Origin of the sequence: Pseudomonas sp. NFACC05-1, from assembly GCF_900100135.1 — a bacterium.
Taxonomy (GTDB): domain Bacteria; phylum Pseudomonadota; class Gammaproteobacteria; order Pseudomonadales; family Pseudomonadaceae; genus Aquipseudomonas; species Aquipseudomonas fluorescens_Q.
In genome coordinates, this window is record NZ_FMTR01000006.1 from 139,194 (window position 1) to 154,862 (window position 15,669).

Consider the following 15,669-nt stretch of genomic DNA (forward strand, 5'->3'; position numbering starts at 1 on the left):
CGCCACAGGGGGTGTGTCAGTTGAGGTGTATCAAGCCAACACATCGGCAATCACCACCAACGTATCGCCACACTGCACCAGCCCCGGAAAATGCCGGGCCGCCAGCAGGCCGCTGCGGGCGGCGCGGTATTCGACTGGGGCGATGCCGCTGCGGGTGGCGTCGTAGATGCGCGCCACCACCTCGCCCAGGGTCACGTGGTCCCCCAGGTCGCGGCACATTTCCAGCAAGCCATCGTGCTCGCTGGCGATGAAGCAACTGGCGTCCGGCATGTCGAGCACCAGCGACGGCTGCAACTCGATCGTACCCCGCAGGATGCCGGCGTGAATCAACAGGTTGCGCACCCCACGCTCGGCAATCGCCACGCTGCGGGCCGTCGACGAACCGCCGCCGCCCAGCTCAGTGGTGACGAACACCTTGCCCTGGGACTCGGCCGCCGTGTCGTACATCGCCCCGGCGTCCAGCTCCAGCATGCGCATGCAATACGGCGCGTTGAACGCCAGCATCCCGGCCTCGCAGCGCGCTTGCTGCTGTTTGTCCGGCAAGACGTGGCAGGCGGCAAATGGCAGGAAATCCAAGGTCCGCCCGCCGGAGTGAATGTCCAGGACAATGTCGGCCAAGGGCAGCAGCGTGCGATTGAAATAGTCGGCGATTTTCTCGGTGACGGTGCCGTCCGGCCTACCGGGAAAACTGCGGTTCAGGTTGCCCTTGTCGATGGGCGAAGTCCGGCGTCCGGCGTGGAAGGCCGGGGTGTTCATGAACGGCACGATGATCACCCGCCCACACACGTCTTCAGCCGTCAGTTGCTGCGCCAGCTTGCTCAGGGCCACCGGGCCTTCGTATTCATCGCCATGGTTGCCACCGCTGAGCAGCGCCGTCGGACCGCTGCCGCGCTGGATGACCGTGATGGGAATCATCACCGCGCCCCAGGCCGAATCGTCCCGTGAATACGGCAGCTTGAGAAAGCCGTGCTGCACGCCTTCGCGGGTGAAGTCGATCGTGGCGCTGATGGGATTATTAGGCTGATCGGGCATGGATCAATCCTTCACGAACAATTGACGGGGCACGTTGCACAGCGTCTCGACGCCAGTCTCGGTGATCAGGATGCTTTCGGTGATTTCCAGGCCCCAATCGTCCATCCACAGCCCCGGCATGAAATGGAAGGTCATGCCCGGCTGCAACACGCTGTTGTCGCCGGGGCGCAGGCTCATGGTGCGCTCGCCCCAATCCGGCGGATAACTGATCCCGATGGGGTAGCCGCAACGACTGTCCTTGTGGATGCCGAATTTCTCCAGCACCTTGAAAAACGCCACGGCGATGTCGCCCGTGGTGTTCCCTGGCTTGGCCGCGTCCAGGCCGGCGGCGATGCCCTCGACCACGGCTTTTTCGCCGTCGAGGAAATGTTGCGGCGGCTTGCCCAGGTAAATGGTGCGCGACAGCGGGCAGTGGTAACGCTTGTAGCAACCGGCGATTTCAAAGAAGGTGCCGGCGCCCTTTTTGAAGGGTGAATCGTCCCAGGTCAGGTGCGGCGCACTGGCGTCGGCCCCGGTAGGCAACAGCGGCACGATGGCCGGGTAGTCGCCGCCATGACCGTCGGCGCCGAGGATGCCGCTGCTGTAGATCTCGGCCACCAATTCGTTCTTGCGCATACCCGGTTCGATGCGTTCCAGGATCCGGCTGTGCATGTTTTCGACGATGCGTGCGGCGATGCGCATGTAGGCGATTTCCTGGGGCGACTTGACGGCCCGCTGCCAGTTCACCAGGCCCACCGCATCCACCAGTTTTGCCTGGGGCAAATGCTTTTGCAGCGACAGGTACGCGGCGGCGCTGAAGTAATAGTTGTCCATCTCCACGCCGATGCTCAGCGCGCCCCAGCCACGGGCGATGATCACCTCGCGGGACAAGTAGTCCATGGGGTGGCGCTCGCGGGACTGCACATAGATGTCCGGGTAGCCGACGATGTTATCGGCCTGCATGAACACCGTGCGTTTTGCACCGTTGGCATCCTGGCCACGACCGAACCACACAGGCTCGCCCTCCAGTGCCACCAGCACGCACTGGTGCACATAGAACGACCAACCGTCATAGCCGGTGAGCCAAGCCATGTTCGACGGATCGGTGACCAACAGCAGCTCCAGGCCCTGGGCCTGCATGGCCGCGCGAACCTTCGCCAGGCGTTGGGTGTATTCCTCCCGTTGGAACGGAAGATTGACGACTCTCTCTGACATCCCTCTGCCCTCTGATCAATGACGCACGAATGGAAAATGGTTAGCGACCGAATGGGAAACCCTTGCCCGCCGCCCGTGCCCGCTCGAACGCCAGGTTGGCGATGGCGGTGTCCTGGGCACCGGTGCCAGTGAGGTCGCACAGGGTGACCTGCGCCTCGTCGGTACGCCCGGCCCGCTGCCCTGTCAGCACCTGGCCCAGCTCGTGCAACGCGACCTCATCGCCAACGGTGCCGGCCAACAGGGCGTGATGCAGTTCGCCGAGCACGCGGGTCTGGCTCAGGCGATCGGCGACATAACAATCGACAGCCGCCAGGGCTTGCGGGGAAATCTCGTTCTTGTGTTCCGCGTCCGAGCCCATCGCGGTGATGTGCAGGCCCGGGTGCAGGTGCCGAGCTTCGATCAGCGGCTCGCGGCTGGGGGTGCAGGTGATGGCGATGTCCACGCCTTCCAGCGCGGCGTCGACACTGGCGCATGGCGTGACCGCCAGCCCTGTGTCGCGGGCCAGTTCGGCGCTGAACGCCCGGGCCTTTTGCGCATCGCGCGCCCAGACCCGCACTTCTTCGACGGGCCGCACCAGGCGCAGCGCCTGAAGTTGCAACGCCGCCTGCTCGCCGGCACCGATCAGCGCGACGCTGCGGCTCTCCTCACGAGACAGGCAGCGCGCCGCCACCGCACCCGCCGCCGCCGTGCGTACGGCAGTGAGATAACCGTTATCCAGCAACAGCGCCTCCAGCAGACCAGTGCGCGCCGACAGCAACATCATCATGCCGTTGAGGCTGGGCAGGCCGAGCTTGGGGTTATCGAAAAAACCCGGACTGACCTTGATGGCGAAGCGTTCCAGGCCCGGCAGGTAAGCAGTCTTCACGTCCACTTCACCGTTATGTTCGGGGATGTCCAGCCGCAGGATCGGCGGCATCGCCACAGCCGCCGTCGCCAACAGCACGAAGGCCTGTTCGATGGCGTCGATGCTGGCCAGGTCGAGGGCCACGCAGCTGCGCAGGTCGGCTTCGCTCAATAGGGTGACTTCACTCATGACAGGCTCCGTTAGGGGTTATCAGGCGTTGGCGCCAGCGATCACGCGGGCATGGTGTTCGGTGTCGACGTTGCGCCCGCTGACCACCAGGACAATGGGGCCGCGCGGCTCGACCAGGCCGTCGAGCAGCGCCGCGATGCCCATCACGGCAGCCCCTTCGAGCACCAGGCGTTCGTGGTGATAGGCGTGGCGGATGGCATTGGCGATAGAGGCTTCCGAGAGCAGGTGTACGTCATCGCTCAGTTGCCGGGTCATGGCGAAGGTGTAGCGGTTGTCCAGGCCGATGCCGCCACCGAGGGAGTCGGCCAGCGTCGGCAGTTCTTCGATGTCCACGGGCTGCCCCGCGGCGAGGCTGGCGTGCATCGCGGCGCCACGGGCCATGCTGATGCCGTGGACTTGAATCGCTGGGTTCGCACTTTTGAGGGCCAGGGCAACACCGGCGAACAAGCCGCCACCGGACAACGGCACCAGGACCTGGGCCACCTCCGGTTGCTGCTCGAGGATCTCCAGGCCGAGGGTGCCCTGCCCGGCGATGATCGCTGGATGATCGAAGGGCGGCAAAAAGGTCGCGCCCTGCTCCCGGGCGATGCGCTCGGCCTCGCGCTGGGCATCGTCCTGGGACTGGCCGACGATGCACACCTCGGCGCCCAGGTCGCGAATCGCCTGCACCTTGTTGGCCGGCACCAGGCTCGACAGGCAGACAATCGCCTTGACGCCTTGTTGCGAAGCGGCATGGGCCAGTGCCCGCCCATGATTGCCGGTCGAAGCCGTGACCACGCCTTGGGCCTTTTGCTCGGCGCTGAGCTGCGCCACTGCATTGCTCGCCCCGCGCAGCTTGAAGCTGCCGGTGATTTGCAGGGCCTCAAGCTTGAGATACACCGCCACGCCCATCAACCGCGACAAACTCGGGGAATGCTCCATGGGTGTACGCCGCACCAGCGACTCGATGCGCTGGCGAGCACGGTAGATATCCTGAAGCTGCAACACTGCCATGACCGCGTCCCGAGCTGATGTGTTGCGCGCAGTCTAAGAGGGCTGGATTGTGGTGATGAATGTACTAGGGCAATTTAATTTGCATTCATTGCCACCAGAAGCGATGAACAAAATCCATCAGGCGCCCCTACCCCTGTGGCGAGGGAGCTTGCTCCCGCTGGGCTGCGCAGCAGCCCCTTCTCAACGGTCACTCAGTTGACATGGTCCACCATGTCGCCGGTTGTAGGGCCGCTGCGCGCCCCAGCGGGAGCAAGCTCCCTCGCCACAAAAGCGCCCACACATTCGCTTGCGCAGCGGGCGATGTGGGGCATCAGAAATCATGAATCTGCGGGTACTGGTTGAAGATCTGCCGCATGCCGATCAGCGCATGGCGCATTTCTTCATCGCTGCATTCGGCACCGACGCAGACCCGCACCGCGCGGGGCCTGGGGGTGCCGCGGACGGTGAACGGATCGGGGGAAGTCACAGCGATGTGCTTGTGCCGCAGGGCCCGCACCAAGCTGTCCACTTCCCAATGGGACGGGATGCCAACCCACGCATTCAAGGCATGCGGATGCTGGCCCAACACGTGCTCGCCCATGTACTCGGTGACCATCGCCTGGCGCCCGGCCAGCAGTTGACGTTGCAATTGCACCAGCGACTCGGCGCGTCCATCGCGAATCCAGCGGGTGGCGATCTCCGAGACCATGGGCGTGGCCATCCAACTGTTGACCCGCAGGATGCTCTCGGTGCGCAGGGCCAGACGCTTGGGCACCACCAGGTAGCCGATGCGCAGCCCCGTGAGCACCGACTTGGTCATGCTCGTGCAATAGAACGACAGCTCCGGCAGGTAATGGCTGATGGGCGGCGCCCGGCGTTCGTCCAGCAGCGGGCCGTACACATCGTCTTCGATAATGTGCACACCGAAGCGCCGGGCAATCTCGGCGATTTCCCGGCGGCGGGCGTCGGGCATCAGGCTGGTGGTGGGGTTGTTCAGGTTTGGCGTGCACACCAGCGCGGTGATGCGTTCGTTGCTGCACATGTCTTCGAAATGTTCCGGATCGATGCCATAGCGGTCCATCTCCAGGCCCTTGAGGGTGAAACCCAGCACCTGGGAGTTGCCGATCACGCCGTGGTCGGTCAAGCCTTCGCAAAGCACCACATCATCAGGGCCCGCCAGCGAAGCGAGAGCCAGGAAAATCCCGTGGGCCGCACCATTGGTGATCAGCACATCGTTACGGTCGACTTTCAGCCCTTGCCGACCGATCCATTGCGCCGCCGCTTCGCGATGGGATTCGAAACCGGCGATGGGACGAAACGCATGAATCCACGGCTGATCCTCTTCAGTACTCAGCGCCGCGCAGGTATCACGCCAGGCCTGGTCATGCTCGCGGGTGTGCAGGATGCGGGTGATGGAAAAATCCACCAGCGCTCGCTCGGGACTGTCGAGAATGTACGTCGCCACCCGGTCGCTCATGCGCCGCGAGACGAAGCTGCCACGCCCGACTTCACAGCGCACCAGGCCCTGGCGCTCCAGTTCCTTGTAGGCGTTGGTGACGGTCTGCACGCTGATGCCCATGGCGTCGGCCACCTGCCGTTGCGGCGGCAGGCGCTGGTCATTGGCCAGGGTGCCCTGTTCGATATCGTCGGCAATGGCCTGCACCAGAATCTTGTATTTGGATTCACCGCTGCGGGCGAGGTCCAAGGCTGACTTCCACTTATCCATGACAGCTGCAACCGGCGTGTTTAGGGGTGCGCACAGCATTGCGCGGCCATCGCGGCAAAGCAATTGTCCTAGTGCAATACAATCGATGCCGGGGCTTTTGTATGCTCGGTCCAAGGTCGTCATCCAGGCGGGTTCATCACCCTGACAAAAAGCCGGATCGACCTGTACCGGCGCCGCTCCCGATCCATGGCCCAGCCTGGATCAGCCGCAGTACGCTTTGCTCTTGTAACACTGCCTCCTACCACAGAGCCGTCAAACGACGGATCCACAAGAAACAGGAGATTTTATCGATGAGCAATTTTCTTCCCCGCACAGGCGCGCCCTTGCGTCGGCTTTTGCTGACCTGTGCCGTGCTTGGCCTGGCCGGCGGCGTCCAGGCGGCGACCTTGGATACCATCAAAAGCAACAGCAGCATCCGGATCGGCTACGCCAACGAAACCCCGTTCGCCTTCACCGAAACCGACGGCACCGTGACCGGTGAATCGCCGGAAATCGCCAAGATCATCTTTGCCAAGATGGGCATCCAACAGGTCAACGGCGTGCTGACTGAATGGGGCTCGCTGATTCCCGGCTTGCGCGCCGGCCGTTTCGACGTGATTGCCGCCGGCATGTACATCACCCCGGCGCGTTGCAAGCAGGTGTTGTTCACCGACCCGCAATACCAGTTGCCCGATGCCTTGCTCGTGGCCAAGGGCAACCCGAAAAACCTCCACAGTTATGAAGACATCGCCAAGCAACCGGACGTGAAGCTGGCGATCATGGCCGGTACGGTGAACCTGGCGTACGCTCGAGATTCCGGGGTCAAGGACGAGCAGATCCTCCAGGTTCCCGACACCACCGCACAGTTGCAAGCGGTGCGCGCCGGTCGCGCGGACGCCGCCGTCGGCACGCAACTGACCATGAAAGGCCTGGCCAGCAAGGGCGGTGAAAAGGTCGAGGCGATGACCGAGTTCAAGGACGATCCGTCCCACATCGGTTACGGCGCCCTCGCCTTCCGCCCCGAAGACAAAGACCTGCGCGACGCGGTCAACGCCGAGCTGAAGAAGTGGCTGGGCTCCGAAGAACACCTCAAGACGGTTGCGCCGTTCGGTTTCGACAAATCCAACGTGACCAGCAAAACCGCGGCCGAGCTCTGTGCTCAGCCATAGTCGAAACTGACGTGCCGAAACAGGCGTGACGCGCGCTGCGTGATGCCTGTTCCCCTGCTTCATCGGATATCGGGTCGAACCATGGGCGAATTACTTCCGTTATTGATTCAAGGGGCCTGGGTCACGCTGCAGGTGACCTTCTTCGGCTCGCTGCTGGCGATTGTCGCCGCGGTCTTGGCGGCCCTCGGGCGGCTGTCGCCGTGGCGCGCGCTGCGCTGGTTCAGCATCACCTACATCGAAGTCTTCCGTGGCACCTCGCTGTTGGTCCAGCTGTTCTGGCTGTTCTTCGTGTTGCCGCTGCCGCCGTTCAACGTCGAACTGAGCCCCTACGCGGTGGCGATCGTCGGCCTGGGCCTGCACATCGGCGCTTATGGGGCCGAGGTCATGCGCGGTGCCATCAGCTCGGTGGCCAAGGGGCAATACGAAGCTTGCACGGCGCTGAATTTCAGTAGTTTCACGCGCTTCAAACGGATCATCTTGCCCCAGGCCTTGTTGGCAGCGATTCCGCCGGGCACCAACCTGCTCATCGAGCTGCTGAAAAACACCTCGCTGGTGTCGCTGATCACCTTGTCCGACCTGAGCTTCCGTGCCCGGCAACTGGACCAGGCGACCTTCCAGACCCTGGAGATCTTCAGCCTGGCCCTGGTGATGTATTTCATCCTCGCCCAGGCCATCAACTTCGGCATGCGCCACGTCGAACGACGACTGAGCCGGGGCCGGATGCGTGGAGGTCTGTCATGACGCTGTTCGATTGGTCCTACGCCGCACAAATCCTGCCGGACCTACTGCGCGCCTCTCTCAACACCGTGGGTATCACCCTGGTCGGTTTCCTGATCGCGATTGTCCTGGGGCTGTTCCTGGCGATTGGCCGGCGCAGTCGCACATTCTGGTTGTCGTGGCCGGCCACTGCGGTGATCGAGTTCATCCGCAGCACACCGCTGTTGATCCAGGTGTATTTCCTCTACTACGTACTGCCCAACTACGGCTTGAGCCTGACGGCCATGCAGGTCGGCATCCTCGGCATCGGCCTGCACTACGCCTGCTACATCGCCGAGGTCTATCGCAGTGGTCTCGACGCGGTGCCACGGGCGCAGTGGGAGGCGGTGACGGCATTGAACATCGCGCCGTACGACGCCTACCGCAACATCATCCTGCCCCAGGCGCTGCGACCGATCGTGCCGCCGCTGGGCAACTACCTGGTGGCGATGCTCAAGGACACGCCGGTGCTGTCGGCGATCACCGTGGTGGAAATCATGCAGCAGGCCAAGAATATCGGTTCCGAGAATTTCCGTTACCTGGAACCGGTCACCATGGTTGGCCTGTTCTTCCTCGCCCTGAGCCTTGCCTTGGCTTATCTGGTACGGCGCCTTGAAACGCGCATGGAGCTACGCTAATGACTTTACCTCTGTCCACGCCCACCGATTTGTCCCGGCGCAGCACGCTGGCGTCGCAGCAGGAGGCCCCGGCCATGCAAGATCCCACACCGTCCCGGCCGATCGTGAGTTTCCAGGACGTGACCAAAAGCTATGGCAGCTTCACCGTGCTCGACCATCTGAACCTGGATGTCGCCCCCGGTGAAAAGGTCGCGATCATCGGCCCCAGCGGCTCGGGCAAGTCCACGCTGCTGCGGGTGTTGATGACCCTGGAAGGCATCAATCAGGGCCAGATCCGCGTAGAGGATGACTCCCTGACCCACATGCCCAACCGCAACGGCGTGCTGGTGCCGGCCAACGACCGACACATCCGCCGGGTGCGCGGCAAGATCGGCATGGTGTTCCAGAGTTTCAACCTGTTCCCCCACATGACGGCGCTGCAAAACGTGATCGAGGCGCCGGTGCAGGTGCTGGGCATGAACCCGAAAGAAGCCCGGGAGCGCGCCGCCGACCTGTTGGAACTGGTGGGGCTGGGCAACAAGCTCGACCATTATCCGTCGCAGTTGTCCGGCGGCCAGCAACAGCGGGTGGCGATTGCCCGGGCGCTGGCAATGCGGCCCAAGGTGATGCTGTTCGACGAAGTGACCTCGGCGCTTGACCCGGAGTTGTGCGGCGAAGTGCTGAATGTGATCCGCAAACTGGGGGCCGAACATAACCTGACGATGCTGATGGTGACCCACCAGATGGGCTTCGCCCGGGAGTTCGCCGACCGGGTGTGCTTTTTCTATAAAGGGCAGATTCACGAACAGGGCACTCCGGCGCAGATCTTCGAACATCCGCAACAAGAACGGACGTGCGCGTTTTTGAGTGCGGTGAAAGAGGCCAATTGATCCCGCTCACGCAAGTGAACACCGTTGTGGCGAGGGAGCTTGCTCCCGCTGGGCTGCGCAGCAGTCCCAAATCAGCGAACGTGGTGTGCCTGGGAGACCGAGGCGAATGATCTTGGGGCTGCTTCGCAGCCCAGCGGGGATAAATCCCCTCACCACAGGTTTTGGTGTCAACCTGAAGGGAAATGGCAGCCATAAAAAAACGGGGACCATGTCTGCATGGCCCCCGTTTCATTTACTGCCCAGCGATCAAGGGTACTGCTGGTAAGTCTGCCCCTGCTGCTGCGGCGCCTCCTGATATTGCTGGCCGGGAATCGCCTTGAGGTTGACCTCGACACGACGGTTCTGCGCACGGCCATTGACGTCGGCGTTGCTGGCCACCGGGTTGTCCGGGCCGGCGCCACGGGCCGACAGGTTGGCACCGCTCACGCCCTGGGACGTCAGGTAGGTCGCCACGCTCTGCGCACGACGCTGGGACAGGTCCATGTTGTGCTGGCGGCTGCCGGTGCTGTCGGTGTAGCCGACGATTTCGATCTGGTTCTGGTTGAACTCCTTGAGGGAGTTGGCCAGGTTATTCAGCGGCTGGTAGAAACTGGACGCGATGTTCGCCGAGTCGGTGGCGAAGGTGATGTTGCCCGGCATGATCAGCTTGATCTGGTCGCCCTGGCGCTGCACTTCAACGCCGGTATTGGCCATGCTGGCGCGCAGCTTCTTTTCCTGCTGGTCGGCGTAGTAGCCGTAACCGGCCGCAGAAGCCCCCACCACCGCTGCACCGATCAACGCGCCCTTGCCACGGTTATCGTGACCGATGGCCGCACCGGCCAACGCCCCCGCCAGTGCACCGAGGCCGCCATACTTGGCGGTTTTGCTCATGCCCGAAGATTCGGTAGAGGCCTGGCCCTGATTGTCATAGGGGTTAGGCGACGCACAGCCGGACAACAAGGCCACAGCAGTAGCGACAACGATCAAGCGACGCGAGGTGAACATGAAGATGCTCCTGGGTTTTCAGTCTGAATGCCAAAGTGTAGGCAATCGACTCTGGCAGGCGTTGGAACGCGGCAATCGTTAAAAATTCCGTCGCGCTGCGTTGCGCTTCGCCCGGCTGACCGATAAAAAACCGGCGTCCGGGCGAATGCCCCTCACCCCTGCGCCAGGCAGCGGCTCACGCCCCTGACAATCATCTCCACTTCTCGCCCATCGATCGTCAACGGCGGCAGCAGGCGGATGGTCTGGCCCCGAGTGATATTGATCAGCAGGCCGTGGTCCCGGGCGGCGCGAAGGGCCAGGTCGCGGACCGGTTGCTTGAGTTCGATGCCGATCATCAACCCCTGGCCGCGGATCGCCAAGACATTCGGGGTGTCCGCCAACTCGATGCGCAACCGGCTCAGCAATAGGTCGCCCTGGTGCCTGGCGTTGTCCACCAGCGCTTGTTGCTCAATGATCTCCAGCACCGTGCAGCCGACCCGACAGGCCAGCGGATTACCGCCAAAGGTGCTGCCATGGCTGCCAGGGGTAAACAGCTCGGCCGCCTTGCCCCGCGCCAGGCAGGCACCAATGGGTACGCCATTGCCCAGGCCTTTGGCGAGGGTCATGACGTCCGGCACGATGCCCTCGTGCTGGAACGCGAACCATTGGCCAGTGCGACCGATGCCGGTCTGGATCTCGTCGAGCATCAACAACCAGGCGCGCCGGCTGCACAGTTCACGCAAGGCCTTGAGATAGCCCGGCGGTGCGAGTTGCACACCGCTTTCGCCCTGGATCGGTTCTACCAGTACTGCGACGATGCGCTCGGCATGAGCTTGCTGGATCGCTTCAAACGCCGCCAGATCGCCGAACGGCACCTTGATGAAATCCCCCGGCAACCGATTGAAACCCAGCCGCACGGAGGGGCCGTCACTGGCACACATCGTGCCCAAGGTGCGCCCATGGAACGCATTGTCCATGACCACGACCAACGGCTGCTCAATGCCTTTATGCCAACCATAGAGGCGCGCCAGTTTCAATGCGGTTTCGTTGGCCTCGGCGCCTGAGTTGTTGAAAAACGCCCGCTCCAGCCCAGACAGCTGGGTGAGCTTTTGCGCCAGGCGTTGTTGCCAATCGATGCTGTACAGGTTCGACGTGTGCAACAGCAGGCCGGCCTGCTCGCTGATGGCGGCCACCAACCGTGGGTGGGAATGGCCGACATTGGTCACCGCCACGCCCGCCACCGCATCGAGGTACTCGCGGCCATCCTGGTCCCACAAGCGCGTACCCAAACCATGGGTGAAACTCAGCGCCAGGGGTTGGTAAGTGGTCATCAGGCAGGCAGCGGTCATGGCATCAAGCTCCATTGGGTTGGTTTTTTCCAGTATGGTTAGCCACCAAGGCTGGATAAACGCTGCTTTACTTCAATCATTTAAAAGCCGAGCTTGATAATGGACTTGTTCCAAGCAATGACCGTTTATGTGAAGGTAGTAGAAACCGGAAGCCTGACGGCGGCGGCCCAGGCGTGCGAAATGTCCACCACCATGGTGGGTAATCATCTTCGTGCACTGGAGCAACGTCTCGGCGTACGCCTGATCAACCGTACGACGCGGCGCCAGCGCCTGACTGAGTTTGGCTCGACCTACTACCAACGTTGCCTGGAAGTGCTGGGGCTGGTGGCCGATTCCGAGCGCCTGGCCGAACAGACCCAAGGCGAGCCCAGCGGCACCCTGCGCATCACCGCGCCGCTGACCTTTGGTACCGAACGCCTATCGCCGGCGCTGGCCGAATTCAGCCAGCGCTTCCCCCAGGTCAAGCTCGACGTGATGCTGACCAATCAGCGGCTGGACCTGCTCGAACATGGATTCGATGTCGCCATTCGCCTCGGCCATCCCGACCCGAAACTGATTGCCCGTCCGTTGGTGGACTACACCCTGACCATCTGCGCCTCCCCTGCCTACCTGGCCCGGCGCGGCACACCGGAACAACCGGCGGACCTGCAACGACACGACTGCCTGTCGTTCGCCTATTCGGCAGCAGACGAATGGCGCTTCGCCCAGGAACACTGGCCCATCAACGGCCCGGACGGCGAGATCAAGGTCCCGGTAAACGGACCGATGCTGATCAACAGCTCCTCGGGCCTGCATCGCGCCGCCTTGGCCGGGATGGGCGTGGTGATGCTGCCCGATGCGCTGGTGGCCCAGGACCTGAAGGATGGTCACCTGGTGGCGTTGTTGCAGGACTATCAGTTGCCCCATCGCCCAATGAGCCTGATGTACGCGCAGGACCGCTACCGTTTGCCGAAACTGCGCAGTTTTGTCGAGTTCGCACTGGAGAAATGGGGCAAACCCCAACCCAATGATGCTGTGGCGAGGGAATTTATCCCCGCTGGGTTGCGCAGCAACCCCAAGACTGTCGGTTCACATCGCAGGTGATGTCGGGTTTGATGATTTTTGGGGGGCCGCTACGCGCCCCTGCGGGGATAAATCCCCTCGCCACCAAAGCAAACCCCGTCTGAACATCCGCCGCTAGTTCCCCACCCCCCCATCAGCTACTCTTCCTCCTTGGACGAGCATTTTGATATCAAGGTTGATGAGGAAACGATGATGGGAGATGCCTCGAACATCGATATGCTGCGGTTCGACCTGTCCGATCTGGACGAAGGCGTACTGCACACCATCCTGGAACTGGTCAGCGATGGCATCTGGGACTGGAATGCCAACACCGGCTTCGTCTACCGCAACCCCGGCTGGTACACGATGCTTGGCTACCTGCCTCATTCACTGGACAACAACGTGCTGACCTGGGAGAGCGTGATCCACCCGGATGACTATCCACGGGTCATGGCGTTGTTCGACGACTACCTGGAACAACGCTCCCACGGTTACCAGGCCGAATACCGCTGCCGCAAGCGCGATGGGGCCTACATCTGGATCGAGGATCGCGGCTACGTGATCGCCCGTAATCCGGACGGCACGGTGGCGCGCATGATCGGCGCCCATCGCAGTATCGACGACAAAAAGCGTCTGTTCGAACAACTGGAACAGCGTAACCAATCCCTGGAAGTCATCATTGAAGAACGCACCCGCGAACTGTCCCGGGTCAACCATCAGTTGCAGATCCAGCTCGACGAGAATCGCCGGCTTGCCGAAACCGATGCGCTGACGCGGGTCGCCAACCGTTATCGCCTGGACCAGGCACTGCCGCTGGCCTGTGAGCGCGCACAGCGTTTCCGCGAGCCGTTGTCGCTGATCGCCATGGACGTGGATGATTTCAAGGACATCAACGACCGCTACGGCCACGCCTTTGGCGACGCAGCGCTGGTGCAAGTGGTGCAGAGCGTCAAGCGTTGCCAGCGCGACGGCGATTTGCTGGTGCGCTGGGGCGGTGACGAATTCATCATGATCTTGCCCAATACCACCCTGGCCGACGCCCGCCTGCTGGCGGAAAGCATTCGCCGGGGTCTGTCCGACCTGCTGCCGGTGGGCGACTTCCAGATCACCATGAGTTTTGGCGTGGTGCAGCGACTCGAGAATGAACAGCACGCGACGTTGCTGCACCGGGCGGATCAGGCGCTGTATCGCTCCAAGATGTCGGGCAAGAATGTGATTTGTGAATGAACCGGGCCCAGGCCCGAAGGTAAAAAAGAATGCAGACATGAGGCGCTGGCAGCGGTCATAGGCTGTATCCCTAGCAATCAGGCTTTCACCCTTGCCGATTCGATCCCCCTCCTTCCCACGCCTTTACCTGGGCTGCGCCGGCTGGTCGCTGCCCCGGGAGCACTGGCCGGCCTTTGCTGTCGACGGGACTCATTTGCAACGCTATAGCAGCCGATTCCCGGCCGTGGAAATCAACAGCTCGTTCTACCGCCCTCACCGTCCCGCCACGTATGCAAAGTGGGCAGCCAGCGTGGCCCGGGATTTTCGTTTCTCGGTCAAAGTGCCCAAGCAGATCACCCATGAACGGCGACTGATCGACTGCGAAGGGCCTGTGGATGAATTCCTCGGGCAATGCTCGCAACTGGGAGATCAGCTTGGCTGCCTCTTGATTCAGTTGCCCCCGTCGCTGGCGTTCGATGCCGCGGCGGCTGGGGCGTTCTTCAAGGCCGTGCGAGACCGTTATCAGGGTTACGCGGTGCTTGAGCCGCGACACCCGAGCTGGCTCGAGCCCCAGGCCGCAGCGATGCTGCAAGACGAATGCATCGGCCGTGTCGCCGCCGATCCGTCCCCCTTGCCCGGCGGCGATCAACCCGCTGGCTGGCCTGGCATTCGCTACTACCGCTTGCACGGTTCTCCACGGATTTACTACTCAGCTTACGAAGACGCCTGGCTGGAGCGCCTCGCCCGAGCATTGAAAGCTGACCCCGACACGCCGACCTGGTGCATCTTCGACAACACCGCCAGCGGCGCCGCGACGAGCGATGCCTTGCGATTGATGGACCTGATGCACAACTGAAACCCGCTACCGATAACAAATGGTCAGCTGCTACCGGTCCGACCGTGACAACACCGCCCGCGTCCAATAGATTAGGCGACCGGAAAAAAGCTCAATGCCTTTCTCGCCTCATCCCGCTAACAGAAGTAGTGAAATTTCAATGTCCGATTCCAACACCGCTGAATCCGTAGTCACCCTGTCGTCCAAAGCGGAATACGAAAACTCCATCAATCTTTCACAGCATCTGCCCCAGGCCAAAACCATCAGCGAAATGGTCCTCGATGCATTCCAGTCGAATCGCGAAAGCGACCAGATCCGCGAACTGCGCAACGCCATCCGCCAGGCTCACGATGCGTTCGACGACGACAAGGCCTACGAACTGATGGGCCAGCTCAAACAACTCAAAGACGCCGAAGCCGCCGATTTCGCGGCCCTAGAAGACCTGAGCAGCCGCTTCCCCATCAGCCGTATCCTCTCCAGCTACAAGGACGACCCGTCGTTTCAAGAACTGGTCTACGGCCTGGCCCTGAAAGTACTGAACCAGACCCATCAGGCCATCAGCAATCCGAGCGGCAGCAAGGGCAAGGCCTCACGCGCCAAGAAAGAAGCCGAAGTGTTTGTCATCAGCAAGGACGGCATCAGCGTCACCCTGCCCCTGCGCACACCACGCTCCAAGCCGAACGTCGACCGCGAGGCCTTCGAGTTCCTGGGCTTCAACTTCGTAGGCGAAGGCGACGAAGCCGAGCTGGAAAGCGAAACTTTCCTGGACAATGACGGCACCGAACAACAGGCCACCCGCAAAAGCATCGTCACCGCCCTGCAACAGCAAAAAGCATTCGACGGCTACAGCATCGCCCAGCAATAAGCCATCGCCCAACGATCGTTCCCACACTCCGCGTGGGAATGC

General features: G+C 62.3%; 14 protein-coding genes and 1 pseudogene. 8 read left to right on the top strand and 7 right to left on the bottom strand.

Going from position 1 to position 15,669, the window contains the following annotated elements; translation table 11 throughout:
* Positions 1-30: 30 nt before the first annotated feature.
* The 5 genes from doeB to BLO97_RS12065 form a co-directional block, all read right to left on the bottom strand.
* Positions 31-1,032 (bottom strand): N(2)-acetyl-L-2,4-diaminobutanoate deacetylase DoeB, encoded by a 1,002-nt coding sequence (doeB, locus tag BLO97_RS12045; protein WP_092346008.1) that lies wholly within the window; start codon positions 1,030-1,032, stop codon positions 31-33.
* Between the two features lie 3 nt (positions 1,033-1,035).
* A complete protein-coding gene (gene doeA / locus BLO97_RS12050) occupies positions 1,036-2,226 on the bottom strand; it encodes an ectoine hydrolase DoeA (protein ID WP_092346010.1) in 1,191 nt (396 codons plus the stop codon).
* A gap of 40 nt (positions 2,227-2,266) precedes the next feature.
* Positions 2,267-3,259 carry a cyclodeaminase gene (locus BLO97_RS12055; protein WP_092346012.1) on the bottom strand — a complete coding sequence of 331 codons (993 nt, stop codon included), beginning with the start codon at positions 3,257-3,259 and terminating at the stop codon, positions 2,267-2,269.
* 21 nt (positions 3,260-3,280) lie between these two features.
* Entirely contained in the window at positions 3,281-4,252 is a 972-nt protein-coding gene (gene eutB / locus BLO97_RS12060; RefSeq protein WP_092346014.1) for a hydroxyectoine utilization dehydratase EutB, read from the bottom strand.
* 310 nt (positions 4,253-4,562) lie between these two features.
* On the bottom strand, positions 4,563-5,957 hold the full coding sequence (locus BLO97_RS12065) for a MocR-like ectoine utilization transcription factor EhuR (protein ID WP_092346016.1): 1,395 nt from the start codon (positions 5,955-5,957) through the stop codon (positions 4,563-4,565).
* 290 nt (positions 5,958-6,247) lie between these two features.
* Between BLO97_RS12065 and ehuB the strand changes: the two genes are divergently transcribed.
* From ehuB to ehuA, 4 genes are all read left to right on the top strand, one after another.
* Positions 6,248-7,105, top strand: coding sequence for an ectoine/hydroxyectoine ABC transporter substrate-binding protein EhuB (gene ehuB / locus BLO97_RS12070; RefSeq protein WP_092346018.1), 858 nt, complete (start codon positions 6,248-6,250; stop codon positions 7,103-7,105).
* A gap of 81 nt (positions 7,106-7,186) precedes the next feature.
* Complete coding sequence (gene ehuC, locus BLO97_RS12075) at positions 7,187-7,846, top strand: ectoine/hydroxyectoine ABC transporter permease subunit EhuC (RefSeq protein WP_092149462.1); 660 nt, start codon at positions 7,187-7,189, stop codon at positions 7,844-7,846.
* Entirely contained in the window at positions 7,843-8,499 is a 657-nt protein-coding gene (gene ehuD / locus BLO97_RS12080; protein WP_092346020.1) for an ectoine/hydroxyectoine ABC transporter permease subunit EhuD, read from the top strand. The genes ehuC and ehuD overlap by 4 nt, the downstream gene beginning before the upstream one ends.
* Positions 8,499-9,368, top strand: a complete 870-nt coding sequence (gene ehuA, locus BLO97_RS12085; RefSeq protein ID WP_371914657.1) for an ectoine/hydroxyectoine ABC transporter ATP-binding protein EhuA — start codon at positions 8,499-8,501, stop codon at positions 9,366-9,368. Before ehuD ends, ehuA begins: the two co-directional genes overlap by 1 nt.
* 246 nt (positions 9,369-9,614) lie before the next feature.
* Here ehuA and BLO97_RS12090 read toward each other — a convergent pair whose 3' ends face one another.
* Positions 9,615-10,352, bottom strand: coding sequence for a YiaD family glycine zipper/OmpA-like lipoprotein (locus BLO97_RS12090; RefSeq protein ID WP_063324469.1), 738 nt, complete (start codon positions 10,350-10,352; stop codon positions 9,615-9,617).
* Between the two features lie 152 nt (positions 10,353-10,504).
* Positions 10,505-11,680: an aspartate aminotransferase family protein gene (locus tag BLO97_RS12095; RefSeq protein ID WP_092149456.1), complete on the bottom strand. Its 1,176-nt coding sequence runs from the start codon at positions 11,678-11,680 to the stop codon at positions 10,505-10,507.
* A 99-nt stretch (positions 11,681-11,779) separates the two neighbouring features.
* Here BLO97_RS12095 and BLO97_RS12100 point away from each other — a divergent pair.
* The 4 genes and pseudogenes from BLO97_RS12100 to BLO97_RS12115 form a co-directional block, all read left to right on the top strand.
* Positions 11,780-12,676: pseudogene (locus BLO97_RS12100) on the top strand (LysR family transcriptional regulator); the annotation flags it as partial.
* Between the two features lie 258 nt (positions 12,677-12,934).
* On the top strand, positions 12,935-13,948 hold the full coding sequence (locus BLO97_RS12105; RefSeq protein ID WP_092223715.1) for a sensor domain-containing diguanylate cyclase: 1,014 nt from the start codon (positions 12,935-12,937) through the stop codon (positions 13,946-13,948).
* A gap of 91 nt (positions 13,949-14,039) precedes the next feature.
* Positions 14,040-14,783, top strand: a complete 744-nt coding sequence (locus BLO97_RS12110) for a DUF72 domain-containing protein (RefSeq protein ID WP_092346022.1) — start codon at positions 14,040-14,042, stop codon at positions 14,781-14,783.
* 139 nt (positions 14,784-14,922) lie between these two features.
* Complete coding sequence (locus BLO97_RS12115; protein WP_072348620.1) at positions 14,923-15,627, top strand: hypothetical protein; 705 nt, start codon at positions 14,923-14,925, stop codon at positions 15,625-15,627.
* Positions 15,628-15,669 lie beyond the last annotated feature (42 nt).